We start from the raw sequence: 23,152 nt of genomic DNA, 5'->3' as shown, positions 1-23,152 counted from the left end.
GGTACGTAGAAATGCGATGTCCGACGAGAAAGAACACGGAAGCGGTTCGGTGGAACCAGGTGACACGAGCAAACGAGTCGGGGCCGAAGTGATTCGCGAGCGTGGGGTCGACCCCGAGGAACTCCGCGAGAAGCTGATCGACGCCATCGGGGCGGAGTTCACGACGTACTACTACTACACGAACCTCCGGATGCACCTCGCTGGTGAGGAAGACTACAAGGAGATCACCGAGGACGCCCGCCTCGAGGATCGGGCGCACTTCGAACTGGTCGTGCCCCGGATCTACGAACTGGAGGGATCGCTCCCGAACGACATCCGTGACTTCGCGGATCGCGCGTCCTGTCCCGACGCCGAAGTGCCGACGCCGATGGACGACAGCGGGGGTTTCGACACGTCCGACCTAGAGGTCGAGGACATCCTGGAGGTGCTGCTGGAGGCAGAGCGGTGTGCCATCCGGACCTGGAGCGAGATCTGTGACATGACCCGCGGTGCCGACCCGCGCACTTACGATATGGCCCAGCGGATCCTCAACGAAGAGATTGATCACGAGGCCTGGTTCATCGAGCTACTGAGCAAGGAACGGGACGACGAGATCAACCCGGCCGGCCACTTCGCCCGCGGCGAACCGGGCGACGCACCCTACTCGACGAACAACCGGTTCAACGACTCGGCCTGATTCCAGTCGTCGGCACTCCCGACCCAACCTTCCCCTACTCCCCTGTCATGACACAATCGTCGAACGAAACGTGGACCGTCACGATCGTCGTTCCCGAGGACTCGTCGCTGGACGAGGCTGGTGAGACGCACGACCTCGAAGTCGGCGCAGACGAGACAATTCTCGCGGCCGCGCGTTCGGCGGGTGTGTGGCTGCCAGCCGACTGTCAGCAGGGCTGGTGTACCACTTGTGCCGCCCGTCTCGCCGATGGTGATGTCGACCACACGAACGCGCGCCGGTACTACGACGAAGATTGCGCGGCTGGCTACGTCCTGCCCTGCACTGCAAAGCCGCGAACTGACTCGACCGTCGTCGTCGATCAGTACGACGACTTCCTCGAATTCAGGGCTGCCAACGACAGACCGCCAGGCAACTCGAAACTGGACTCATAGAATGACTATGAATACAAATGATACACAGTCGACTGGAACTGCCGACGGGAATCATGCAGAGCCGGCATATGAGGCTGTCCTCATCTTCGATGGAGCGCGCTCGCTCAACGCCGCTGCAGCCGCCGAGTGCCCGACACTCGCGGCGAACGCTCGAAGTACGGACGGGACGGGGGAGGCCCACTACGCAGCGATGGAGGACCCAGCCTATGCCAGTCTGTGAAAATTGCGGCGAACACGTCTCTGAACAGTTCACGCGAGTATTCGGCGACGAGAATGGACGCGTGTATGCCTGTCCCAGTTGCTCCGCAAATGCAGGAATCGGTGAGGTCACGCGTGAGCGACGACCCGCAAGTGAGACGAGTCAATAGCAGTTTATTTCAACTTTTCCTGGAAATAACCCGTCCAGTAGGACCCACCGAGAGAGCGGCGTTTTTGACCAGGTCGTGTCCAAGCGTTCGCAGGTGTAGTAACAACTGAAACGAGTTACACATCGACCGCACCGCAGTCGTGCGGTCGTGTGTGCAATGGTTTTCAGTGGCTACTATAGTTGACCGTCGCTCGCTCAGTATTCTCGTCCGCGTGGATCCGATACGCCATCAGTCACGCACGTCGTCTGGATCGGTCGTCAGGTGGTCGTGCTTGCCGAGTCACAATTCCTCGCCCTGCCGCAGTCGGAACTGCTAACAGGGGGGCGTGCGCACGGATTGCCGTGTTCGCGTCGATTCCCGACTTACTCCGACTCGTCGCCATCCCATTCTTTGGATACGTCGCCTACCGTGACATCAAGACGCGACGGGTCTCCAATCGGACGTGGTATCCGATTGCCGCCCTGGCTATCCTGCTCCTCGTCGTCGACGCCTACACCGTCTTCGAGGCGGGGAACAGCTTCAGCGCGCAGTTCGAGCGTCAGCGCTTTCTCATCGGACTCGCTGTCAGCCTGCTGTTCGTCGTCCCGCTGGTCTACGGCTTCTGGCTCATCGGCGGCTTCGGCGGTGCCGACACCAAGGCCTTCTGGGTCGTCGCGCTCCTCTTTCCGGTCTTTCCCACCTACGACCTCCGGGAGCTGGGAATCGATTACCTCCTGCCGGTCATCGAGCCGAACATCCCCGCGTTCTCACTGACGATTCTCTCGAATACGGTCCTCGTCGGCATCGCCTACCCCTTCGTTCTCGCGGCGCGAAACGCCGCGACGGGCTATCTCTCGCCAGGGATGTTCGTCGCAAAGCCCGTTGCAGTCCATGAAATTACCGAAGAGTACGGGACAATTCTCTCCTTCCCCGACCGCTCGCTGACCGACGACCTCTCGCTGTCGGGGCTGCGCTCGTATTTCTCCTGGCGCGGGCTGGACATCGACGCCCTCCGGATGTACCTGCAGTACCGCGGACTGGACCTTGCCGACCTCCGAGAGAATCCCGACCGATTCCGGGACCCCGACACGCTCCCGGCCGAGCCAAACGACCCCGGTGACGGATCGATCCCCGAGGCGGCCGTCACCGACGGCGGTGAGTCGGTCGAGCGCGAACGTGAACCAGCCCAGTTCGACGACCCTTGGGGGGCCGAGGCGTTTCTCGACGACATCGAGGGCAGTGCCTACGGCACCAGCCCCGAAGCCCTCCGGGAGGGACTGGAGATGCTGGTTACCGAGGAGCGGGTGTGGATTTCGCCGGGGATTCCGTTCCTCGTCCCGCTGTTTTTCGGCCTGGTAGTCTCGCTGACCGCCGGCGACCTGCTCTTCGCCATCCTCCAGACTGTCGGGTTGGCCTAGGACAAGACCTACAACCCCGACCCACGACCTATCCGGTATGAGTGCCGACGCCCCCCAACTGGCTTTCGACGAACAGGAATTACTCCCCGCCGTCGCACAGGACGCCGACTCGGGCGACGTACTGATGCTCGCGTACGTCACCGAGGAAGCGCTCGAACGGACCCGCGAAACGGGTCTGGCCCACTACTACTCGCGCAGCCGCGACGAGCTCTGGCAGAAGGGCGGCTCCAGCGGTCACGTCCAGCACGTCGAGGAGATTCGCGTCGACTGCGACGGCGACGCGCTGCTCTATCTCATCGAACAGGAGGGCGGCGCCTGTCACACCGGCTACGAGTCGTGCTTCTACCGCACGGTCGACGGCGATATCGTCGGCGAGCGCGTTTTCGATCCCGACGATGTCTACGAGTAAGTCAGCCGCCGACGACCCCGTCGACCAACTCCGACGGGCCGCTGACGAACTCGAGACCGCCCAGCAGCGCGTCGCGGAGTTCGGCGAGGCCGACCTCCGGCAACTCGCCGACGCCTACGAGGAGTTTACCGGGATTCTCGGCCGCTATGAGGAGCCGGCGACCGGCGACGGCGACTTCCAGAAGTTCATCGAGTTCCAGGGTCGCGTCGAGACCTTCGTCGAGGAACTCCCAGAAGACATCCTCCTGCGAGAGGCCTTCGAAGAGAGTGACGACCACCTCCAGCAACGCCGCCTGAGCGAGTCGGACTTCGAGCACGTCCGCGAGCAACTGTCGCCGGTCGCGGACCTGGTCGCCCGGCTGACCGACCGCGAGGACGCGCGCGACGAGTACGAGCGGGCGCGCAAGCAAGTTCGCGACCGCCTCCGCGAGGTCCGCGAGTGCATCGACGACCTGGAGCGCCTCCAGCGACTCGGCGGGGCGGACCTCACGGCCCCGACCGAACGGCTTCGCGAGCCGGTCGAGCGATACGACGAGAGAGTCACCGACGCCTTCACCGAGTTCAAGCAGGAAGCGTCCGCGCGTGCGGTGCTCGACTTCCTCGACCGGACGGCGGTCTACCCGCTCGTCCCGTTCCAGCCGCCGCCAGCGGACCTCAAATCGTACGTCGATAGCCATCCACCGGGTACGAAGTCGATTCCCGAACTCCTGGAGATGGCCGACTACTCGCGGTCGAAACTCGACCACTACGTCGACGACCCGGCGGCGCTCACACAGTCGGTCGGGACCCAGCAGACGTACCTCCGACGACTCGACGGGGAACCGCTCACCGTCGGGTGGCCGCCGCCGGCCGCCGAAGAGCTTCGCTGGCGGTGTCAGGAGCTAACGGCCGTCGTCAACCGGTTCGCACCCGACGTTGTCGAATCGCTCCGGGCAGTCGAGCGGCTGCCACGGGAGACGGCGTACAACCGGCTGCGCGACAGTGCCGTCGCCGAGGCAGAACTGACCGACGAGGAACGCGACCGACTCACGAGCGGCGCAGTCGCTGACGAACTGGCGACGCGCCGCGAGGAGCGCGAACGACTTGCAGACGCCCTAGACGAGTTCTCCGAGCGGTAAGTCAGGCGTTTTCAATAGCGTCGACCATCGATTCGGCGAGCTCGCGAGCGCGATCTTTGTCGCGGGCCTCCGCGTAGACGCGCACGAGCGGTTCGGTCCCGCTGGGGCGGGCCAGCACCCACGCGTCGCCGTAGTCGAGCCGGTAGCCGTCGGTCGTATCGAGGTCGGCGTCGGCAGCCTCCGCCTGGAGCCCGATCGCTTCGAGCATCGCGGCGCGTTCGGCCTCGCTCTCGTAGGTGACGTTGTAGCGGACGTTGTGGTAGTCGTCGTAATCGGCCACGAGGTCACTCGCCGGCTGGTCGGCGAGCAGTTCACAGAAGCGCGCGGCGGTGTACGCGCCGTCGCGGGCGATGCGGTAGTTCGGAAAGAGGATGCCGCCGTTGCCCTCGCCGGCAATCGGGACGGACTGTCCCTCACGCTCGAGTTCGCGGATGGCCGTGATGAGATAGGTGCTCCCGATGGGAGTCAGGCGGAGGCTCGCGCCGGCAGCCTCGACCACGTCGACGAGGCGCTGGGAGGCGTTGACCGCCGACACCGCAACGTCGCCGGCGTCGAGTTCTGCGGCAGCGAGCGCGGCGAGTGCGGCGTCACCCTCGACGAACGTGCCGGTCTCGTCGACGAAGATAGCGCGGTCGGCGTCGCCGTCGTGGGCGATACCGAGGTCAGCGTCGCTGGTGCGGGTGAGTCTCGCGAGGTCGTCGAGGTGTTCGGCGATGGGTTCGGGATCACGGCCGGGGAAGCGGCCGTCGGGCTGGGCGTTGACAGTCAGCACCGAACAGCCCAGGTCGCGGAAGAAATCGGGGCTGGTCAGCGCGCCCGCACCGTGGCCGGGGTCGATTGCGACGGTGAGGTCTGCATCGGCAATCGTCTGGCTGTCGACGGCGTCGAACAACTGGTCGTGGTAATGCCGGCTGGCCGATTCGACACGGCGACTCTCCCCGGTCTCGTCCCAGTCGACGCGGGCTGGGTCGGCATCGAGGCGAACCTCCACGTCGTCCAGTCGGTCACGGGTGAGTTCCACGCCGCTCGCGCCGACGAGCTTGATACCATTGTACTCCGGGGGGTTGTGAGAGGCGGTAATCATCACGCCAGGCACCGATTCGCGCTCGCAGTACGCCTGGAGGGCGGGCGTGGGCACGACGCCGAGGCGGTCGACGGCACAGCCGACGCTGGCGAGGCCGCTGGCAGCGCTGTCGGCGAGCATCTCTCCCGTCAGTCGCGTGTCGCGAGCGAGCGCCACCCGGTCGGCGTCGAACACCGACCCCGCAGCCTGTGCCACGTCGAGGGCGAACCGGGGTGTCAGTTCCTCGTTTGCAACCCCGCGCACGCCGCTGGAACCGAAGACCTGCATTCGGATACCCATGCGTCCGGCGGGGGCATAGGGATTCCGCTCGATGGAGACTCAGACCCGGCGGTCGAGAAAGTCAGTCAACAGTCGGAACATCCGGAGCTTCTGCTCCTGGTCGGAGGAGGCGTGTCCCTCCTCTCCGAGTTCGGTGTACTCGACGTCGCCGTCGGGGCCCTCAGTGTATCCCAACTCTGCCAGTCGGTCGCGGAAGATGCGGGCCTGGGACACCGGGACGCGGCGGTCGTTGACGCCGTGGAGGATAAACAGAGGTGCGTCCAGATTTGCAGCGTGTGTGACCGGTGACCGCTGTTCGTAGAGTGTCGGATTCTCCTCGGGTGTCCCGAGGTACTTCTCCATCAGCTCGGTCCGGTAGTGGGGCATCGTGTTCTCGAACATGTCTTCGAGGTCTGTGAGCCCAATCCAGGCGATGCCCGCGTCGTAGAGGTCGGGATACTGGACGAGCTGCCAGTACGCCGAGTAGCCACCGTAGGAGCCGCCGAAGACGACGACGCGGTCCTGGTCGAGCCACTCGTGCTCGGCGAGCGCGGCCTCGGCAGCGGTGGCCACGTCGCCCTGCTCGGCACCGCCCCAGTCGTCGATGAGTCGTTCGACGAACGCCCGGCCGCGGCCGGTCGACCCCCGGTAGTTCACCTGGAGGACGGAGTACCCGCGCGCGGTGAGCACCTGCGTGTAGAGGTCGAACTGCTTGGCATCGCGGGCGCGGGGCCCGCCGTGGGGGTTGACAACCAGCGGCGACGGGCGCTCACCCGAATCGTACAGCAGCGCGCCGATGTCGAGTTCGTCGGCCGGGTCGTGGTCGACGGCCGCGGCGGGTGTCTCGGGGACGCCGTCGGACGCCACTGTAAAGTACTCGGCGTCGGCGAAGTCGTCGGGCTCGAAGGGACCATGGTCGGCCTCAACGAGCACCTCCGTCGAGTCAGTCGAACAGTCGTAGGCCAGCAGTTCCGGCCGGGTCGTCGGTGTCGTATGCGTGAGGACGACGCGGTCCTCGTCCAGTACTGGTGAGCCGGCCATCCCGAAGTCCGCGACGCCGTCCGGGAGATCGAACTCCCGCCCCTCCTCGGTCTCGATATCGTAGATCACCGGGACAGTCACGGCATCACGGTCCCGGGTGCCGACGACGCGCTCGCCGTCGGGGAGGAAGGCGGTCGGCGTCTCCTCGTACTCGCCGTCGCCGAGCCACGTCACCGCCTCGTCCCGGAGGTTGTAGACGCCGATGCGGCCGAGGTCGGTTGTGTTGTCGCCGACGAGGAGGCGGTCGCCGTCCGGCCCCCAGTCGGCCGGCGTCGCCTCGGCACCGACCTCGCCGATGTGAAGGTTGCGTGCGTTCGAGCCGTCGGCGGCCGAGACGTACACGTCGCGGTTGTCGTAGTCGTCGGTCTCGTTGGTGGCGTAGGCCATCCGCTCGCAGTCCGGTGAGAGGGTTGCCGTCCAGACCGCACGGTCGTAGTCGGTCACCTTCGTCGTCTCGGCAGTTGGGAGGTCGTGGCGGTAGACGTTCAGCTGGCCATCGCGGTTCGACCCGACCAGCAGCGTCTCGCCGTCCTCACCGACATCGAGGAGCGTCACCTGGCCGTCCATCTCGACGACTGGTTCGGCTCCACCGCCAGCATCGTTTTCGCCGGGTCTGTCGAGGGCGTAGATGTCGTTTTGTTCGTTGCCGGCGTCATCGAGGTGGAAGTACACCCGATCGCCGTCGGCGGCCCACTCGACGTACCAGCGGGCGTTTCGGGGGACCTCGCCGTCGCTCCACTGCGTACGGTCGCCGGTCGCCGTATCGAGCACGTGGAGTTCGTTCCGGCCGGTGGTGTCGTAGTAAAAGGCGACTGCTTCGCTGTTCGGTGCAACGGTGGGATGGGCCAGTGTCGGCAGGCGAGCCAGTTCCTCGACGATGTCGCGCTCGTCAGACGATGGCATGGCCCAGTGTACTGACGCGACCGTCTTAGTGGTTAGCGAGACAGCCGTCTGCCGCCCGGGACGCTCCATCCGCTACTCGGGACCGGCAACCCCTTAACCGACGCCCCCATCACCGGCGCACATGGATACGCAGGCGCTCATCGACGCGCTTCGGGAGACCGAAGCCGTCCGGTTCGGGGAGTTCGAGCTGTCTCACGGCGGCACCAGCGACTACTACGTCGACAAGTACGTCTTCGAAACGGACCCCGACTCCCTCAGTCTCATCGCCGAGGCGTTCGCAGAACGGGTTGGAGAGGCCACACTCGCCGGCGTCGCACTCGGCGCAGTCCCGCTCGCCGCGGTCACCAGCGTCGAGACCGGCAATCCCTACGTCATCGTCCGAAAACAGGCCAAGGAGTACGGCACCGGCAACCAGATAGAGGGTAATCTCGGCGACGGCGAGGAGGTCGTCGTCCTCGAGGACATCGCCACAACGGGCCAGAGCGCCATCGACGCCGTCGAAGCGCTCCGGGAGGTGGGTGTGACGGTCAACCGCGTGCTCGTCGTCGTCGACCGCGAGGAGGGTGCCCGTGAGAATCTCGCCGAACACGATATCGAACTGGAGTCGCTGGTGACGGCGTCGGAGCTGCTGGCAGACGACGCGGACGCCTGAGGTGTAGTGCCATCCTGTCACAGCGAGAGCCGGCGACCGGACTGTTTGGCGTGTGACAGCTCTCGCGGCATCTCGCCACGTTTAATCCGGTCTATCCGGAGAGTCGGACAATGGCGGGAACACTCGCAGAATTCTTCGAACTAGACGAACACGGGACAGACGTTCGGACCGAAATCGTCGCCGGCATCACGACGTTTCTGACGATGAGCTACATCGTCATCGTCAACCCGGCGATTCTGGGCGCGGCCATCTCGATACAGGGACGCACGCCTGGAGAGACAATACAGATGCTAGCCGTCGTGACGATTATCTCGGCGGCCATCGCGACGCTTATCATGGCGCTGTACGCCAACCGGCCCTTTGCACAGGCACCCGGGCTCGGCCTCAACGCCTTCTTTGCCTTTACCGTCGTGCTCGGTCTCGGGGTGCCCTGGCAGACCGCACTCGCAGCCGTCGTCGTCGAGGGGGTCATCTTCATCTTGCTTACTCTCGCAGGCGCCCGCGAGTACATCATCAAACTGTTCCCGGAGCCCGTGAAGTTCGCTGTGGGGAGCGGTATCGGCCTCTTTCTGGCCATCATCGGGCTGGAGGCGATGCACGTCGTCGCCTCCGACCCCGCAACCTTCGTGCAGTTCAATCCGGTCTTCGCGAACGACCCCATCGCGATTATCTCCGTCGTCGGCCTCTTCCTGACGCTGGCACTGTACGCCGCCCAGATACCCGGCTCGATCATCCTCGGTATCCTGCTCACGACGGTCGCCTCATACGTGATCGACGCCGCCGGCTACACCGCCATCGACCCCCAGGTCGCCGAGGGCGTCTCGCTGTACACCCCGGCGTCACTGACCGGCCAGACCGACGTGGCCTACTCGGCCGCCGGCTACGACATCACGCCGCTCGTGGGCGCGTTCCTCGAAGGGTTCTCGAATGTCGACGCGCTCGGGTTCAGTCTCATCGTCTTCACGTTCTTTTTCGTGGACTTTTTCGACACCGCGGGGACGCTCACCGGCGTCGCCCAGATTGCCGGCTTCCTCGACAAAGACGGGAACCTCCCGGACATCGACAGACCGCTGCTGGGTGACGCCGTCGGGACCACCATCGGTGGTATCATCGGCACCTCGACGGTGACGACCTATATCGAATCCTCGACCGGGGTCGAGGAGGGCGGCCGGACCGGTCTGACCGCACTCGTCGTCGCGGTGCTCTTTCTCGCGTCGCTGGCAGTAGTCCCTCTCGCGGCCGCGGTCCCGCTGCACGCCTCCCACATCGCGCTGGTTGTCGTCGCCGTGCTGATGTTGCGCAACATCGTCGACATCGAGTGGGACGACCTCTCGCACGCGGTTCCCGCCGGGCTGACGATGTTCATCATGCCGTTTACCTACTCGATTTCCTACGGTATCGCGGCGGGCATCATCTCCTACCCGATTATCAAAGCAGCACAGGGAGAACGTCGGGAGGTCCACCCCGGACAGTGGGTGCTCGCGGGGGCCTTCGTCCTGTACTTTTTCGTCCGGACGAGCGGCCTCATCGGCGGCGCACTCTGACAGACCGGTCGCACAGGGGCGATGCTCTTTTTTTCGTTGCGCGTCTACGTCGGGTGAATGCCGAACCTCGAACTGTACGAAGTCGAAGGGTGCCCGTACTGTGCGAAAGTCACGACGAAACTGGACGAACTGGGACTCGACTACGAGTCACACATGGTCCCGCGGAGCCACAGCGACCGCACGGAGGTCGAAGAAGTGAGCGGCCAGACGGGCGTTCCGGTGCTCGTCGACCCGGACAACGGCATCGAAGGGATGCCCGAGTCCGACGATATCGTCGAGTATCTGGACGAAACGTACGGCGCGTAAGCGTCAGGCAGTCCCCTCTTCTTCGCCGCGGTCCATAATGAGGTCCCGCAGGTCGATGCGGTCCTCGATGTCAGCCATCTCCGCTTCCTCGACGATGGCGGTCCCCTCGACCGAATCGGTCGGGGCCTCGTCGACGACGTAGACGCTGGTCGTCCGGGTGACCCGACCGACGGACGACATGATTCGGGCGCGCTTTTCCGCGGTCTGGGTGAACTGCGAGTGACCGGTGAGCACGCGGTCGTGGTCGCTCTCGTTCTCGCTGACGGTCTTGAAAGGCGCGCGCTCGGTCGGGTGAACCTCGTAACCCACGCGGGTGAACACCGCGACGATAGATTCGTCGTCGGGGTCGACGTCGGGGTCTGCCGGCGTCTCGGTGTCGTCGCGGACCCGCTCGGCCCCGTCGAGTACTTCGACCGGCGAGGTCAGCGGTGCCTCGAACAGTTCCTCCAACTGAGAGGCGACTTCGACACTGGCGTCCATGCCGTCCTCGTACTTCGAGACGGTGCGCCGGGAGACGCCGAGTTCCTGAGCGAGTCGGCCCAGCGACCAGTCGCGTTCCTGTCGGGCATCGGCGAGCACCTCGCTCTCGATGTTGACGTAGAGACCGCCGGGTGCCGCGTAGATGAGCGGCGGGACCTCTTCCACGAAGAGATCCATCGCGGTGTCGGGCGAGAGAACGGGCACGCCGTGTCGGAAGTAGACCACGCCGGGCTTGAGGTCCTCGTCGCGCGTCCGGAGACCGACCACCATCGGCGTGGCCTGCAGATACTCGCCGAGGCGGCGCATCTCCGCACCCGTTCGGGCGTCGAAGGCGTCGATGTTACCGAGAATCTTCAGCAGGATGGTGTCCTCACCCCGGCGGGCAGCGACGTCGAAGCTCTTTGGCCGAATCGCACAGCGTTCGCTGACGACGAAGCCTGCATCTTCGAGCATTGCGGTGACGTTACCCACCAGCGCAGAGCGGGACATACTGGTATCTATACATACATAGTCCGCTCCTCGTATTTATACGTTTTGGCGGTTGTACGGCCGATGTCCGGCGATTTCCGGAACGTAACCACAGACCTACACGTTCAGTTGGGCGACCCCGAAAGCGGTTAGTGGGTCTCGGAGCTAGCCCGGACAGTGACTGTCATCGCCGTCGACGACACCGACTCCCGCGACCGCGGGATGTGTACGACGTACGTCGCCGCACGCCTCGCCGAGCGGGTTCGTGAGGCCGGCGGAACCGTCGAGCGAACAGTACTGGTGCGGCTCAACCCCGCTGTCGAACACAAGACGCGGGGCAACGCCGCGCTTGCGGTCCACTGTGACCTCGCTGCCGACCGGGCGCTCGCGCTCGCCGACGACGCCCTCGACCGCGCGGAGACGGCCGACCCCCGGACCAATCCCGGCGGGGTCGTCGTCGACGCTGCACCCGAAACGGTGCCGGCCGCCCTGGCCGACGTTTCTCGTCGTGCCGTCCGCGAGTTCCTCGACCTCGACGCTGTCCGCGAGACGCTCGCTGCGGCCGGCGTCGAGACAGTCGAGCGCGGGATGGGCCGGGGACTGATTGGCGCAGCCGCCGCCGCCGGTGCACACCGCGCGTTCGACGAGTGGACCTACGAGTGTATCTCCTACCGCGAGCGCGAACGGTGGGGGACCGACCGGCAGGTCGACACCGACTCCGTGTTCGCCGCCGCAGACGACGCCTACCCCGAGGTGTGGGACACCGTCGACCGGGAGGAAGGTGTCGCCGTCTGTGTCCCCCGGACACCCTGCCCTATCCTCCACGGGATTCGTGGCGACGACCCCGCCGCCGTCCGCCGCGTCGCCCAGCGCATCGAGAGCGAACCCGTCGTCCGGCGGCACATGTTTGTCACGAATCAGGGAACGGACGCCCACCTCCGGGACGGAACCATCGACGGTGTCCGGGACGGCCGCGCGTACCGCCTCGATGGGGACGTCGCCACTCGCCCGGAAACGAAGGAAGGTGGTCACGTATTTTTCACCTTCGAAGGAAAAGAGAAGATTCGGTGTGCGGCGTTCGAACCGACCAAACACTTTCGCGACCGTGTGCGGGCGTTACGCATCGGTGACCAACTCACGGTCTGTGGCGAGGTTAGCGACGGCACGCTCAAACTGGAGAAGTTCGCGCTTCGGGACGCCGTTCGGACGGAACTGGTGACGCCGGACTGTCCCGAATGTGGCCGGTCGATGAAATCCGCAGGCTCGAACGCGGGGTATCGGTGTCGGGACTGCGGGACGGTGGCAGACGGGAAAGTCGAACAGAGACTCGACCGAGACATCGAGGAGGGATGGTACGAGGTGCCGCCGGTGGCGCGCCGGCACATCGCGAAGCCCTTGATTAGAGGGGGATTCGACGCGCCGACGCATCCGGAGCGATAGCGAACGCGACGCTGGCTTCAGGAAGAAACAGTTCTGCAACGCGCCTGGGCAGATATTTCTCTTGTTTACTGTAGTCCCTCCAGCTAATATGTGCTAACCTTTAACACACATCTCGAAGCATATTCAGATAGGGTTAACTCAATGGCAAGAAACGTCATCATCGTCGGGGCTGGCCGCGTCGGCCGCCGTGTCGCACAGCAACTCAGCGAGGAACAGAACAGGGTCACCGTCGTTGAGCGGGACGCCGAGAAGTGCGAGCAGGTGTCGCCGGCCGTCAGCAACGTTATCGAGGGCGATGGAACGGACACTGACAGCCTCGAGCAGGCTGACCTGGGTGCGACCGACATCGTCGCTGCCCTCACGAACGATACGGACGTGAACCTGACTGTCTGTGAGACAGCGTACGAGACAGCCACCGATGTCCGGACGCTCCTTCGAATCTCTCGGGACGGTGAAGAGGGATACGGGCATCGTCGCTTCGTCGACGACATCGTGTATCCCGCGGCAGCTGGTGCATCCGTCGCCGCAGAACGAATCGCACGGAAGTGATTCCGCACAGAAAGTACGAGCGAGTAGCTAGTTCGGGATAGATTCGACACGCCGACGCATCCAAAGTGAGAGAACGTTTCTGGCCCGTTCGATAGTGCGTCTCTCTGAAAGAACGCTGATAATTAAGGAAGTGGTATAACTGGGATAGATTGCCAGCCGTAAGAAGGAGAATCGGACATTTCCAGACCGAACCGGTCGACCTGTACTCCGAGTGAACCGATTGCGACGACACGACGCCGCTCGACAGCGGCACCGGTCTGTATGCCCGCCGTGGCATCAACCTCGTCGAGAAAAATGCGTTCGCGTACCGCGGTACTCGACGTTTCACACTTTTAGTCCGGTCCCAGTGAGCGCGACGACGACATCCTCGTCAGCGCCGATGTCGCCGCGCTGGCGGAGGATGTCGAGTGCGGCAGGCGCGACTGCACACGTTGGTTCCGTATCGATACCGCGTTCGCGAAGTCGCGCCAGCGACCGCGTGGTTGCCTCGGCATCGATGGCAACGGCGTCGCCATCCGTCGCCTCGATAGCCGCACGTATCTGGTCGTGACGAGCAGGGTCGGTGATCTGAATGCCGTCAGCGGCGTCGTTGTGTCCCGTCGCCGCGTCCGAACCGTGGAGTGACTCGACGATTGGCGCGACACCAGCGGCCTGTGCACCGACGAGTCGGGGAAGGCCGTCAGTCCAGCCCGCATCGGAGAGTGCCCGGAAGCCACGGTAGGCACCAAGAAAGAGCGTGCCATGGCCCAGCGGCGTCACGACCACGTCGGGGACGGACCACTCTCGCTGGGCGGCGAGTTCGAGCGCGAAGGTGGCCGTCCCGGCGAAGAAGGCGGGGTGCCAGGCGTGGCTGGCGTACCACCCCTCGCCCGACCGGACCGCGTCGAGACAGGCGTCGGTGATCGCCTGGCGGTCGCCCTCGATTCGGACGGCGGTCGCACCGGTTCGCTCGATGGCCTCGATTTTGGCCGGCTTGGCGTCTGCCGGGACGTAGATGTCTGCGTCGATGCCGGCGCGGGCGGCGTAGGTGGCGATGGCGTGGCCGGCGTTGCCCGAGGAGTCCTCAAGAACACGGTCGACGCCGAGTTGCTGGGCCAGCGAGAGGGTCACCGCTGCGCCGCGGTCTTTGAAACTCCCCGTCGGAAACAGCGACTCCAATTTGAACGTCGCATCCCAGTCGGTGGCCTCGACCAGCGGCGTCCATCCCTCCCCAAGCGTGACGTGCGAGTCGACCGGCAGGAACTCCGCGAACGCCCAGAGACCGCGGTCGCGGTCGAGGTCCGCGGGTGGTGAATCGCTCGCTGGTCGGGGCTGGTCAGCAAAGTCCAGCGCGTGGCCACAGGCGCAGCGCCAGGGCGCGTCGGCGGTCATGTCGTACTCGCGGCCGCAGTCGTCACAGCGGTACATGTTGACACAACAACACCGGAGAATAATCAGGTTGACCCGCGCTCAGGGTTCGAGAACCTCGATGAGATTGCCTTCGGGGTCCTGGACGAAGCAGATTCGCGTGCCGCTTTCGGTCGTCTGGGGCGGGGAGAGGGTCGTGACCTGTTCGGGGAGCGCACGGTAGAAATCGTCCAGATTCTCGACGTCGAGGCCGAGGTGTTTCGCGCCGGGTTGGTTGACGCGCTCGGCGTGGGCAGCCTCGCCCTCGGGGTCGTACTCGATAAGTTCCAGTCGGACGCCGTCGGCGTCCAGATGTGCGAACTGGCCGGTCGCATCGGGGACATCAACGCCGGTCGAAAACGCCTCGCCGGAGACGGAGAACTCGGCGAGCACAGGGAAGTCGAAGACATCCTGATAGAACTCGACGGCGCGGTCCAGATCGGAGACGGTGATACCGACGTGGTGAGCGGTGGGCATAGCCGAGAGACGAGCGGGCGCGGCAAAGTGGGTGACGGTTGCGGTGGCCGGGCGTGCGTTTCATCGCACGCCAGCGGGGAAGGGCAGGGCTGCCGGTAGCGGTGCAGTTGCGGTGAGCACTAAGCTAGCACCTGCGAGCGGACTACCGGCCGCGAGCAGCCTTTTTCACTATGTTTTTTCGCCGAGTGGTCCGGTGCGCGCTCTGCGAGCGCGCCCGAGACCCGACGTTCACGAGAGCGACGCTCTCGTGCAACCCATCAGAAATCAAATATTTCTGAGGACGGCGAAAAAAGTAGTTGCTAGTAGGTATCGATATCAGTCCCGACCGAACAGACGTACTCGCCGGCAGCGACGTGAGGGAGCCGGCGAGCGCGCCAGAAGACGCCCGCGGAGTCGGCAGTGACCGTCTCTTTCGTGAAGCCGAACACGTCGGTGACTTCGAACAGCGTCTGGCCGGCGGAGACGCGGCTCCCGAGTTCCACCTCGAAGGTGACGAGACCACCGGCGGGCGCGCCGTACTGGTCGAACCCACTGGCGCGGGTCTGGGGACGGGGAGCGACCCGGCCGTCGAGGAAGTCGTAGTACTGGAGCACATTGAAGACGCCGTCGACGCCGGCCTGAATCGAGTTTTCGTCCCAGCCGACACAGCCGCCGAGTTCGGGGTCGACGGTGGGAACGCCGTCGTCGGGAGCGGCGCGAGCAAGCTGGCCGTCGGGGCCTTTCTGGTCGAGGACGTAGCCACAGCCAAACACCTTGGCGAGTTCGAGACACTCGTCGTGGAGGCGGTGGCGGGTGCCACAGCGGACGCGGACCTCCTCTATCATCTGAGAGGTCGACCCCTGGTGGAGGTCGAGCGCGATATCGGCGCGACTGGCGGCGTCGAAGGTGGCAGCGGCGATGCGTTCGGAGGCGGTGCCGGTGTCGTCGCCGGGGTAGGCGCGGTTCAGTTTGGTGTCGTCGATCGGATTTCGGTGTTCGGCGACCTGAAAGGCGTAGTAGTTGGCGACGCCGACAATAAGGATGGAGCCGGCGATATCCGCGGGGTCGAGTTGGGGGACGACCCGCTGGACGACGCCGACGCCGTTGAGTTCGTCGCCGTCGCTTGCAGCCTGGATGTACAACGTCTTGCCGTCACGAGCGCCGTTGACGACCGCGACGGGGAGCGCAATCGTGCTCCCGTCACGGGCTTCTCCAACCTCGAGACGGCCGGTGTCGAGTTCACCGGGGGCGGCACTCGCCGTACCGAGACTCGTCATTATACGTACTGGACGGGTCCACCGTCTTTAGCGGTTCGATACCAGCCAGCGCGGTGAGCGCGGAGCCGAAACCGACGCGATTATCTGGCGCTCGACCCTACGGAACGGTGTGTCATCGACCGAGGACCAGCCCAGTGGTCGGGCCGCGCTCGTGGAGGCCCTGCACGTCCGGCAGAACCTCAAGCGGGGCGTCGTCCTCGGCATCGCCTTCACCGCGGCTATCTTCCTGTTTTTCGTCGTGCTCGCGCCCAATACTGTTCGCCCGCCGGTGTATTATGTGGCGCTGGCGTTCGTCCTCGCGATGACGTCGAGCGGGCTGGCCGCGGCGCTGCTCGTGATGCGGCGGGCCTACAAGCTCACCAGAGAGCTCTAGTCGGTCATCGCCTCGAGCCGTTCAGCACCAGCACGCGTCCCCTTCGCGAGAACAACGTCACCGGCAGCCAATGGCGTCTCCGGCCCGGGCGAGATGTCCCACTCCCCACCGTCATCATCGCCAGTGTGACGGACGGCGATGACGCGCATCCCGGTGTCAGTTTTGACCTCCTTGCTCCCGAGCGTCGTTCCATCGAGTTCGCTGTCCGAACCGACAGCCAGACGCACGATGACCTCGTCGCTCTCGTAGACCGCCTCGCGGACGACCGGGTGTGTCGAGAGTCCCCGGAGGACGCCCTCGCTAATCTCCAGGGCGGCGTCGGAGATAATCTCCGTGCTGGTAGCGAGCTGGACCAGCCCGCGCAGGGAGACTGGGTCGTCGACCCGGCTGGCAGCGCGGAGCGTCCACGCCTCGAAGCGGGATTTGAGTGCGTCGACCTCCGCCTCGAGTTCGAACACCTCCTCGGCGACATCTTCGGAGTCGAAGAGGATGGCACCGTAGGCCAGGTCGACAGCGAGTTCTCCCATGTCTTTCATCAGAACGATGGAGTCGACGGCGCGGTCGAGGTCGGTCGACTCGCTCTCGATGGGATCTGGCGGTTCGTAGGCCTCGCCGGTCGCGTCGGCGTACACCGAGGTGATTCCTTCCTCGGGACCACGGAAGAGGACGATATCGCCGGCCTGGAGCTGGGTGTTCGCGTCAGGATCGAGCAGCCAGTCGTCCGCTCGCCGGAGCGCGAGTGCGCGCACGCCGGTTTCGGTTTCAAGGTTCAACTCGCCGAGCGTCGTCTCGGTCAGCGACGAGCCGGGGCTGATTTCGGCACGAACGAGCGTCTCCATCGCCTCGGGGAGGGCGGCGCGCATCTCCGGCGGGAGTCCGATGTCTTCGAGGACGATCTTCGCGATGTCCCCGGCGGCGTCGCTGATCTTCTCTGCGGCACCGACGATACCGAGGACGGGAGCGAGCGCCTCGGCGTCGGCGGGACTTCGCGCAGCCATGAGGATACTCATGCGAGCGCGCAACTGGAGGACGTCCATCTTCTCTTCGAGGACGAGTACCTCCTGAGCAACGTCGTCGCTCCCCAGGAGCACGGCGGAGTACGAGAGGTCAATGAGCAACTCGGCGGTGTCTTTCATCTCCGCCAGTAGCTCCTTGACACTCTTTGGCTCGTACTCCACCTCGTCAGCGGCCATGCCTCCACCTCGGTCGCCCCCGTGCAAAAACGTTGCCCGGACGCACGGTCCACGGGACCGAGTGACGCGGACACGTCAACAAGACTGTGTTTTGGTTTACAAACGACCACTATTATCCAGATTAAGAGACATACTTGCAAAAATTGCGTCCGAGCATGCCCAGGCCGGACGGACCAAATGGTAATGTTTTTTCCTGCACGTGGAAAAGTCGGTGGTATGTCCGACGAACTCAAGAAGGGATTGCGGGGCGTTCTCGTCGCCGAGTCCACCATGAGCTACATCGACGGTGACGAGGGACGGCTCATTTACAACGGCTACGACATCGAGGACCTGGCCCAGAACGCGAGCTTCGAAGAAGTGCTGTATCTGCTCTGGGAGGGACAGCTCCCGACACAGGAGGAACTCGACGCGTTCGCCGACTCGATGGCGAGCGAGCGCGGCGTCGAGTCGGAGACACTGGAAACGCTGCGGATTCTCGCCGAGGAAGACGAGAGCGCGATGGCCGCGCTCCGCTCGGCCGTCTCGACGCTGTCGGCCAGCGAGCCGGAAGACGACGCCGATCCCGAAGACCTCGCAGCCGCCCGGCGCAAGGGCCGCCGCATCACTGCGAAGATTCCGACGATCCTGGCGAACTACGACCGCCTCCGCCGCGGCGAGGACCCAATCGAACCGCGCGAGGACCTCTCTCACGCCGGGAACTTCCTCTACATGCTGACCGGCGAAGAGCCGAGCGACGTGGCCGAGGAGACCTTCGACATGGCGCTCATCCTCCACGCCGACCACGGTTTTAATGCCTCGACGTTCACCACGCTGGTCATCTCCTCGACGCTCGCGGACATGTACTCCGCAATCACGGGCGGCATCGGCGCGCTCTCCGGGCCGCTCCACGGCGGCGCGAACCAGGACGTCATCGAGGCGCTCCTGGAACTCGACGACAGCGAGATGGAACCCCTCGAGTGGGTCACGGCCAAGACCGAGGCCGGCGAGCGACTCCCCGGCTGGGGTCACGGCGTCTACAACACGAAAGACCCCCGTGCGAAGATTCTCCAGCACAAGCTGGAAGACCTCACCGCAGAGGACGGCGAGACCAAGTGGCTCGACTACACGACGACCATCGAGGAGTATCTGACCGACGAAAAGGGGCTCCCGGAGAAGGGCATCGCCCCCAACGTCGACTTCTACTCGGGGTCGGTCTACTACAAGCTCGGCATCCCGGTGGACATGTACACGCCCATCTTCGCGATGTCCCGGGTCAGCGGCTGGGTCGGTCACATCCTCGAATACACCGCGGACAACAAGCTCATCCGCCCGCGCGGCCGCTATATCGGCCCGAAAGACCAGGAAGTCACCCCGATCGACGAGCGATAACACCTCGACTCCCCCGTCCCCGATTCCTCTCTCCCGACGTGAGTTCCGCGGCCGTTTTCGGCTGTCATCTTTTCCACAGCTGGCGCTATCTCCAGCGGAAACGAAGGGGTTTGTGAACGAATCCCAAAAGGAGGGCGGAACTTACTGCGGTGGCTCGTCGGACTGGCCCGGAATACCACGACCCTGGTAGAAGTCGCCGGCCCAGTTGCCGACCCAGATGTCCTGGTTGGCGAGATAGAGCGCGCCGGCAGTCTGGAAGCTATCGTCGGTGACCGACCACTCTCCGGACCCGGTGTCGTACCCGATTTCGGCGTTGTAGACGGCCGCCTGTCCGAACTCGCCGCCGGCCTCCGGCGGGAGCGGCGGTTCGTTATCACGGCCACCGACCGACGGCGGGCGCTGTGCCCGCTGGAGGCGGCCAGTGTTGAACGTCTCGTCGAAGAAGCGTGCGAACGTCTCCTTGGTTCCCGGCAGTTCGAGTACGGCGTCAGCCGCGTTGAGGCCACCGGTGATGTCACCGGCGTCGCGAGCCGTGATGGTGTACGTCGTGTCGCTCTCGCCCGATGCGAAGGTGCCAGCGTCGTCGTCCCACAGCGTGTCGGTCAGGTAGCCGAGCACCGCTTCGGCGGTGTCGGTGTGGTCGACGCCGTCCATCTGGGAGGCCCACAGCAGCCCCTGTGCGACGATGCCCTGCGTGGCGGCCTGGTTTTCGGCACCATTCTGGACCATCCCGTTCCCGTCGAGGTTGTCCTCGATGACGCCGGCGAGTCCGTTCGCGTAGTCGACGGCCGCACTCAGTTGCTCGTCGCTGCCGGCCTGTGGACCGTAGTAGCCGACGGCCGCGAGCATGAGCCCGACCGACCGGGTCGACTCCTGGGACGCCACGTCTTCCGGGCTGAACAGGTCCATCGTCGTCGATGCGACGCCATCAGCGATTTCCTGAATGCCAACCGGCGGGTCGAAGACGGCGTCTGCGCCAGCTTCTCTCGGAATGAGCGGCCGGGGGTTCTCGTAGCCGAACCAGCCGTTCTGCGCGAGGCTGTTCATGTCCGAGAGGAACCACAACATCGCGGCGTGGTGATGCAGGCGACGCGTCTCGTCTTCGATGCGGCCCTCGCTGGGGCGGTACTCGGAGAGGAACTCGAAGCTATCGCCGTGGGTCAGTGCGCCGTTCTCGCGGGAGCCACCGACGAGGATCGCGGCGTTGATGCCGACCTGTGCCAGCGTCGAGAGCAACTGGGCGCGGAATCTGGGGGCGATGTCGCCCGGCAGAATGTCGAAGTGCGCCTGGAAGTTCTTCGCCCAGGTGACGCCTTTCAGGTGGGTCCAGGCCAGCGACGAGGGGCTGACGACGCCCGAGGACTGTTCGGGGTCCCAGGCGAGCGTCGACGCGTCGGGACGGCCGGAGTCGTCTTCGAGCACTGGTTGTTGCGTGAAGTGCGGGTCGCCCTCGGTGAAGGCCGCAAACGAGAGGTTCGGGTTCGCGATTGGTGGCCGGTCGACGTTGGCGTTTTCCAGCATCGCGGGCAGTCGCTGGTCGCGGAGCTGTTCCATCTGCTCGTTCAGCGGGAAGGGGACGCCGTTGCCGCTCATCGCGATGTTGGTGCTCATGTTGTACAGCGAGTACCAGTACGAATCGAAGGTCGCGGCCTGCCAGTCGTAGTCCTGGGCCGCCTGCTCGCCACCGCCGTCGGGCTGGCCGACGACGACAGCGCCTTTCATCCCCAGTCCCTGATGGGGGTCACAGTAGTACGGAACCGTCCCTTCGGTCTCGAACGCGCGGTCGTAGGTTCCCGAGTCCGTCGGGTCACCGGACCGGAAGGAGTCGTCGTTCGCGACGACGTTGTGGCTGCCGCCGTTGCCGGTCCATTCCCAGGTGACTGTCGTCCCGGATTCGATCCAGATAGCGGGCGGGTCGAAGGCGAACGCGCCGCCGCCGTTGCCGTCCGCGCCGACGGCGACCGTGACACTGTCCTGGTTGCGCGCGTCGACTGTCGTCCCGTCGAAGTTGTCCGTCTCCTCGAACCAGCCGTCGTAATCGATTTCAGACGTGGTCTGCATCCCGGCGCTATCCTCGGGGGTGGCCGTCTCGGTCTCCACCGGCGTCGATGTCGCGGTATCCGATGGCGTATTCTCGTTGGTCGGCTCCGCGCCGGCACAGCCAGCCAGGGCACCGATGGCAGCCAGACCGCCGAGTCGGAGGAATCTGCGTCGTTGTGGGTCCATAGCATACAGCCCTACCCAGACGGAATGGTTAGTGGTAGCCCGCTATCGCACCGCACTCACACGAGAGGACAAACGTCTATTACTGGCTGTTTCGTGGTAATATAATCCTATCCGGGTCGGGCGCGTGTGCACCACAGACGAACACGCGGGTAGGGAGCGAACACTGAATAGCGTGGCAACAGTATCGGCAAGCGATGAGCGACCCACTCGTCGTCGACGCAGGCGAGTACGAGACAGAGGAACTGCTGACGACGTTAGAGCAGGGCCAGCGGGTCATTGTCCGAACGGAGTTTCTCGGTTCCGAACACGAAGTCACACTCCGTCACGACGGCGAGACGTACTACTGTGATACGCCCACACGCCTGCACAAACACGACTCCGCCGAAGAGATGCGTGAATGTCTCGAACAGCAGGGCTACAGCGAGCAGTAGACAGTGAGTGAAACGTTACTCGGGGGTTTATTCTCGCGGCAACAGTAGTGTGCGTATGGCCCAGACCGACCCCTCTCCGGACCGGTTTCGCGAGTTGATGCTCGACGGAGAACCGGAACTGCAGGACGTGTTGACCTGCGTCTTCGGCATCCAGCGCCACGAGGCGCGGACCTATCAGAGACTGCTCGACAGCCCAGGGAGTACCGTCGAAGAACTCGCCGCCGAGTTAGACCGCGACCGGAGCAACGTCAACCGGTCGTTATCGACGCTTCGAAAAAAGGGGCTTGCAGAGCGTCAACGACGGCTACTCGACAGCGGCGGACACGTCTACCAGTACTCAGCGACGCCGCTGACGGAGGCTCGCGAGTTGATGCACGAGACGCTCGACGAGTGGACCGCCTACGTGCATGACCGTATCGACGAGTTTGGAAGCGAGAACGAGTGACGGCAGGAGCGAGTTCTCGGAACAGCCAAGAGCAGCGAGTGACGACAGGAGCGGGCAAACGAACGTAGCGGACGAGTTTTCGGCCCGGACACCGACAGAAAGTATACACTACAGAGCCGCGACAGTAGCGTATCCGATGGACAGAGACTGGCGGCTCGTCGCGCTCGCCGTCGTCGGCCTGTTGTTCACCGCGAGTGGCATCTGGGTGGCCCCCGGCGAAGGCACGACCGAGTACACCTACGAGCGGGCCGAGGTGAGCGTTACGAGCGGGTCCCTCGTCTACGAACGGCCAGATTCGGCGAGTCTGGCCGGCTACAACGATCTCGCGGCCGTCGACTGTCAGTCCGAGGACGAGCACACGCGCGCCTGCGCGTTCGACAGCTATCTCCGCGAACGCGGACCGGTGTCAGTCTCGAACGACTCAGTCCAGATAGAGGGGTACACCGACCAGGAGTTCGTGGAGCTCGGTGGTGAGTACTACCGCCGAGTACGGCAGGGCAGCGAGAACGGAAACTACGTCTTCGACGTCGAGTCGACGGACCCGACAGCGATGCTCGACGACATCAGCCAGCGGGCGGACGAGGGGACCACAGGGACGTGGGTCGGCGTTCGGGCGGCCAGGGAGGGGGAGGTGACGAGTCCCGCGTCGCCGGAGTCGGTCAGCGGCGTGGGTGAAGTCTACCGGGTCGACGGCACCGATTACGTCGTCGTCGTGACCGACAGGACGACCGTCGACCGGGTGCCGGTGCCGATGCCGTCCGGCGATGTCCTGGTCGGACTCGGTGTGGTCTGTTTGTTCGTGGCCGCGCTCGGCGTCTCGCCGGACCGCCTCACCGGGGCCCGTGAACGACGCTAACCGCCCCACTTTTGCCTA

The 23,152-nt window shown here is 64.7% G+C and carries 25 protein-coding genes; 17 read left to right on the top strand and 8 right to left on the bottom strand.

What is annotated here, in order from left to right; translation table 11 throughout:
• Window positions 1–16 precede the first annotated feature (16 nt).
• The 7 genes from dps (at window position 17) to WDJ60_RS04220 (ending at window position 4,398) form a co-directional block, all read left to right on the top strand.
• Entirely contained in the window at window positions 17–676 is a 660-nt protein-coding gene (dps, locus tag WDJ60_RS04245) for a DNA protection during starvation protein (RefSeq protein ID WP_340098754.1), read from the top strand.
• A 47-nt stretch (window positions 677–723) separates the two neighbouring features.
• Complete coding sequence (locus WDJ60_RS04240) at window positions 724–1,107, top strand: 2Fe-2S iron-sulfur cluster-binding protein (RefSeq protein ID WP_340098753.1); 384 nt, start codon at window positions 724–726, stop codon at window positions 1,105–1,107.
• Between the two features lies 1 nt (window position 1,108).
• Window positions 1,109–1,327, top strand: a complete 219-nt coding sequence (locus WDJ60_RS04235; RefSeq protein ID WP_340098752.1) for a hypothetical protein — start codon at window positions 1,109–1,111, stop codon at window positions 1,325–1,327.
• Complete coding sequence (locus WDJ60_RS18880) at window positions 1,314–1,475, top strand: DUF7563 family protein (protein WP_465269239.1); 162 nt, start codon at window positions 1,314–1,316, stop codon at window positions 1,473–1,475. Before WDJ60_RS04235 ends, WDJ60_RS18880 begins: the two co-directional genes overlap by 14 nt.
• A gap of 341 nt (window positions 1,476–1,816) precedes the next feature.
• Window positions 1,817–2,872 carry an A24 family peptidase gene (locus tag WDJ60_RS04230; RefSeq protein ID WP_340098751.1) on the top strand — a complete coding sequence of 352 codons (1,056 nt, stop codon included), beginning with the start codon at window positions 1,817–1,819 and terminating at the stop codon, window positions 2,870–2,872.
• A gap of 37 nt (window positions 2,873–2,909) precedes the next feature.
• Window positions 2,910–3,281, top strand: coding sequence for a phosphoribosyl-AMP cyclohydrolase (gene hisI / locus WDJ60_RS04225; RefSeq protein WP_340098750.1), 372 nt, complete (start codon window positions 2,910–2,912; stop codon window positions 3,279–3,281).
• Complete coding sequence (locus WDJ60_RS04220) at window positions 3,268–4,398, top strand: DUF7118 family protein (RefSeq protein WP_340098749.1); 1,131 nt, start codon at window positions 3,268–3,270, stop codon at window positions 4,396–4,398. The genes hisI and WDJ60_RS04220 overlap by 14 nt, the downstream gene beginning before the upstream one ends.
• Window position 4,399: 1 nt before the next feature.
• Here WDJ60_RS04220 and glmM read toward each other — a convergent pair whose 3' ends face one another.
• A complete protein-coding gene (glmM, locus tag WDJ60_RS04215; protein ID WP_340098748.1) occupies window positions 4,400–5,749 on the bottom strand; it encodes a phosphoglucosamine mutase in 1,350 nt (449 codons plus the stop codon).
• A 51-nt stretch (window positions 5,750–5,800) separates the two neighbouring features.
• A complete protein-coding gene (locus WDJ60_RS04210) occupies window positions 5,801–7,684 on the bottom strand; it encodes a S9 family peptidase (RefSeq protein WP_340098747.1) in 1,884 nt (627 codons plus the stop codon).
• A gap of 121 nt (window positions 7,685–7,805) precedes the next feature.
• On the opposite strand from WDJ60_RS04210, the gene pyrE reads away from it, so the two are divergent.
• The 3 genes from pyrE (at window position 7,806) to WDJ60_RS04195 (ending at window position 10,186) form a co-directional block, all read left to right on the top strand.
• Window positions 7,806–8,336: an orotate phosphoribosyltransferase gene (pyrE, locus tag WDJ60_RS04205; protein ID WP_340098746.1), complete on the top strand. Its 531-nt coding sequence runs from the start codon at window positions 7,806–7,808 to the stop codon at window positions 8,334–8,336.
• A gap of 110 nt (window positions 8,337–8,446) precedes the next feature.
• On the top strand, window positions 8,447–9,880 hold the full coding sequence (locus WDJ60_RS04200) for an NCS2 family permease (protein WP_340098745.1): 1,434 nt from the start codon (window positions 8,447–8,449) through the stop codon (window positions 9,878–9,880).
• Window positions 9,881–9,937: 57 nt separating this feature from the next.
• Window positions 9,938–10,186 (top strand): glutathione S-transferase N-terminal domain-containing protein, encoded by a 249-nt coding sequence (locus tag WDJ60_RS04195; protein WP_340098744.1) that lies wholly within the window; start codon window positions 9,938–9,940, stop codon window positions 10,184–10,186.
• Window positions 10,187–10,189: 3 nt separating this feature from the next.
• Here WDJ60_RS04195 and WDJ60_RS04190 read toward each other — a convergent pair whose 3' ends face one another.
• On the bottom strand, window positions 10,190–11,155 hold the full coding sequence (locus WDJ60_RS04190) for a transcriptional regulator (protein ID WP_340098743.1): 966 nt from the start codon (window positions 11,153–11,155) through the stop codon (window positions 10,190–10,192).
• 156 nt (window positions 11,156–11,311) lie between these two features.
• Here WDJ60_RS04190 and WDJ60_RS04185 point away from each other — a divergent pair, with 156 nt between their 5' ends.
• Complete coding sequence (locus WDJ60_RS04185; RefSeq protein ID WP_340098742.1) at window positions 11,312–12,574, top strand: tRNA(Ile)(2)-agmatinylcytidine synthase; 1,263 nt, start codon at window positions 11,312–11,314, stop codon at window positions 12,572–12,574.
• A 141-nt stretch (window positions 12,575–12,715) separates the two neighbouring features.
• Window positions 12,716–13,123, top strand: coding sequence for a potassium channel family protein (locus tag WDJ60_RS04180; RefSeq protein WP_340098741.1), 408 nt, complete (start codon window positions 12,716–12,718; stop codon window positions 13,121–13,123).
• Between the two features lie 324 nt (window positions 13,124–13,447).
• On the opposite strand, the gene WDJ60_RS04175 is transcribed toward WDJ60_RS04180, so the two are convergent.
• The 3 genes from WDJ60_RS04175 to WDJ60_RS04165 form a co-directional block, all read right to left on the bottom strand.
• Window positions 13,448–14,530, bottom strand: a complete 1,083-nt coding sequence (locus WDJ60_RS04175; RefSeq protein ID WP_340098740.1) for a pyridoxal-phosphate dependent enzyme — start codon at window positions 14,528–14,530, stop codon at window positions 13,448–13,450.
• Window positions 14,531–14,572: 42 nt separating this feature from the next.
• On the bottom strand, window positions 14,573–14,986 hold the full coding sequence (locus WDJ60_RS04170; RefSeq protein WP_340098739.1) for a VOC family protein: 414 nt from the start codon (window positions 14,984–14,986) through the stop codon (window positions 14,573–14,575).
• Window positions 14,987–15,285: 299 nt separating this feature from the next.
• Entirely contained in the window at window positions 15,286–16,242 is a 957-nt protein-coding gene (locus WDJ60_RS04165; RefSeq protein WP_340098738.1) for a succinylglutamate desuccinylase/aspartoacylase family protein, read from the bottom strand.
• A 109-nt stretch (window positions 16,243–16,351) separates the two neighbouring features.
• On the opposite strand from WDJ60_RS04165, the gene WDJ60_RS04160 reads away from it, so the two are divergent.
• Window positions 16,352–16,615 carry a DUF7536 family protein gene (locus WDJ60_RS04160; protein ID WP_340098737.1) on the top strand — a complete coding sequence of 88 codons (264 nt, stop codon included), beginning with the start codon at window positions 16,352–16,354 and terminating at the stop codon, window positions 16,613–16,615.
• Here the strand turns inward: WDJ60_RS04160 and WDJ60_RS04155 are convergent.
• On the bottom strand, window positions 16,612–17,808 hold the full coding sequence (locus tag WDJ60_RS04155) for a potassium channel family protein (RefSeq protein ID WP_340098736.1): 1,197 nt from the start codon (window positions 17,806–17,808) through the stop codon (window positions 16,612–16,614). The genes WDJ60_RS04160 and WDJ60_RS04155 overlap by 4 nt on opposite strands.
• Window positions 17,809–18,024: 216 nt before the next feature.
• On the opposite strand from WDJ60_RS04155, the gene citZ reads away from it, so the two are divergent.
• A complete protein-coding gene (citZ, locus tag WDJ60_RS04150) occupies window positions 18,025–19,176 on the top strand; it encodes a citrate synthase (protein ID WP_340098735.1) in 1,152 nt (383 codons plus the stop codon).
• Between the two features lie 141 nt (window positions 19,177–19,317).
• Here the strand turns inward: citZ and WDJ60_RS04145 are convergent, their stop codons facing one another.
• The gene (locus tag WDJ60_RS04145) at window positions 19,318–21,402 is read right to left on the bottom strand and encodes a halocyanin domain-containing protein (RefSeq protein ID WP_340098734.1); all 2,085 of its coding nucleotides are present in this window, start codon (window positions 21,400–21,402) and stop codon (window positions 19,318–19,320) included.
• Between the two features lie 194 nt (window positions 21,403–21,596).
• Between WDJ60_RS04145 and WDJ60_RS04140 the strand changes: the two genes are divergently transcribed.
• The 3 genes from WDJ60_RS04140 (at window position 21,597) to WDJ60_RS04130 (ending at window position 23,134) form a co-directional block, all read left to right on the top strand.
• Window positions 21,597–21,833 (top strand): DUF8001 family protein, encoded by a 237-nt coding sequence (locus WDJ60_RS04140; protein WP_340098733.1) that lies wholly within the window; start codon window positions 21,597–21,599, stop codon window positions 21,831–21,833.
• A gap of 55 nt (window positions 21,834–21,888) precedes the next feature.
• On the top strand, window positions 21,889–22,278 hold the full coding sequence (locus tag WDJ60_RS04135) for a helix-turn-helix domain-containing protein (RefSeq protein ID WP_340098732.1): 390 nt from the start codon (window positions 21,889–21,891) through the stop codon (window positions 22,276–22,278).
• Between the two features lie 136 nt (window positions 22,279–22,414).
• Window positions 22,415–23,134, top strand: coding sequence for a hypothetical protein (locus WDJ60_RS04130; RefSeq protein WP_340098731.1), 720 nt, complete (start codon window positions 22,415–22,417; stop codon window positions 23,132–23,134).
• The last annotated feature ends 18 nt before the right edge of the window (window positions 23,135–23,152 follow it).

Source organism: Salinibaculum salinum (genome assembly GCF_037645885.1).
GTDB classification, from domain to species: Archaea; Halobacteriota; Halobacteria; order Halobacteriales; family Haloarculaceae; genus Salinibaculum; species Salinibaculum salinum.
The sequence above is the reverse complement of the archived record's forward strand: the minus strand, read 5'-3'. Positions and strand labels throughout refer to the sequence as shown.

Bases quoted from the DNA above. Each gene is read 5' to 3' on its own strand.
- WDJ60_RS04220 (WP_340098749.1), top strand. From the start codon at position 3,268: ATGTCTACGAGTAAGTCAGCCGCCGACGACCCCGTCGACCAACTCCGA.
- WDJ60_RS04165 (WP_340098738.1), bottom strand. From the start codon at position 16,242: ATGACGAGTCTCGGTACGGCGAGTGCCGCCCCCGGTGAACTCGACACC.
- WDJ60_RS04155 (WP_340098736.1), bottom strand. From the start codon at position 17,808: ATGGCCGCTGACGAGGTGGAGTACGAGCCAAAGAGTGTCAAGGAGCTA.
- WDJ60_RS04130 (WP_340098731.1), top strand. From the start codon at position 22,415: ATGGACAGAGACTGGCGGCTCGTCGCGCTCGCCGTCGTCGGCCTGTTG.
- citZ (WP_340098735.1), top strand. From the start codon at position 18,025: ATGTCCGACGAACTCAAGAAGGGATTGCGGGGCGTTCTCGTCGCCGAG.
- WDJ60_RS18880 (WP_465269239.1), top strand. From the start codon at position 1,314: ATGCCAGTCTGTGAAAATTGCGGCGAACACGTCTCTGAACAGTTCACG.
- pyrE (WP_340098746.1), top strand. From the start codon at position 7,806: ATGGATACGCAGGCGCTCATCGACGCGCTTCGGGAGACCGAAGCCGTC.
- WDJ60_RS04235 (WP_340098752.1), top strand. From the start codon at position 1,109: ATGACTATGAATACAAATGATACACAGTCGACTGGAACTGCCGACGGG.
- WDJ60_RS04190 (WP_340098743.1), bottom strand. From the start codon at position 11,155: ATGTCCCGCTCTGCGCTGGTGGGTAACGTCACCGCAATGCTCGAAGAT.
- WDJ60_RS04170 (WP_340098739.1), bottom strand. From the start codon at position 14,986: ATGCCCACCGCTCACCACGTCGGTATCACCGTCTCCGATCTGGACCGC.
- hisI (WP_340098750.1), top strand. From the start codon at position 2,910: ATGAGTGCCGACGCCCCCCAACTGGCTTTCGACGAACAGGAATTACTC.
- WDJ60_RS04240 (WP_340098753.1), top strand. From the start codon at position 724: ATGACACAATCGTCGAACGAAACGTGGACCGTCACGATCGTCGTTCCC.
- WDJ60_RS04140 (WP_340098733.1), top strand. From the start codon at position 21,597: ATGAGCGACCCACTCGTCGTCGACGCAGGCGAGTACGAGACAGAGGAA.
- glmM (WP_340098748.1), bottom strand. From the start codon at position 5,749: ATGCAGGTCTTCGGTTCCAGCGGCGTGCGCGGGGTTGCAAACGAGGAA.
- WDJ60_RS04145 (WP_340098734.1), bottom strand. From the start codon at position 21,402: ATGGACCCACAACGACGCAGATTCCTCCGACTCGGCGGTCTGGCTGCC.
- WDJ60_RS04195 (WP_340098744.1), top strand. From the start codon at position 9,938: ATGCCGAACCTCGAACTGTACGAAGTCGAAGGGTGCCCGTACTGTGCG.
- dps (WP_340098754.1), top strand. From the start codon at position 17: ATGTCCGACGAGAAAGAACACGGAAGCGGTTCGGTGGAACCAGGTGAC.
- WDJ60_RS04135 (WP_340098732.1), top strand. From the start codon at position 21,889: ATGGCCCAGACCGACCCCTCTCCGGACCGGTTTCGCGAGTTGATGCTC.
- WDJ60_RS04175 (WP_340098740.1), bottom strand. From the start codon at position 14,530: ATGTACCGCTGTGACGACTGCGGCCGCGAGTACGACATGACCGCCGAC.
- WDJ60_RS04210 (WP_340098747.1), bottom strand. From the start codon at position 7,684: ATGCCATCGTCTGACGAGCGCGACATCGTCGAGGAACTGGCTCGCCTG.
- WDJ60_RS04180 (WP_340098741.1), top strand. From the start codon at position 12,716: ATGGCAAGAAACGTCATCATCGTCGGGGCTGGCCGCGTCGGCCGCCGT.
- WDJ60_RS04200 (WP_340098745.1), top strand. From the start codon at position 8,447: ATGGCGGGAACACTCGCAGAATTCTTCGAACTAGACGAACACGGGACA.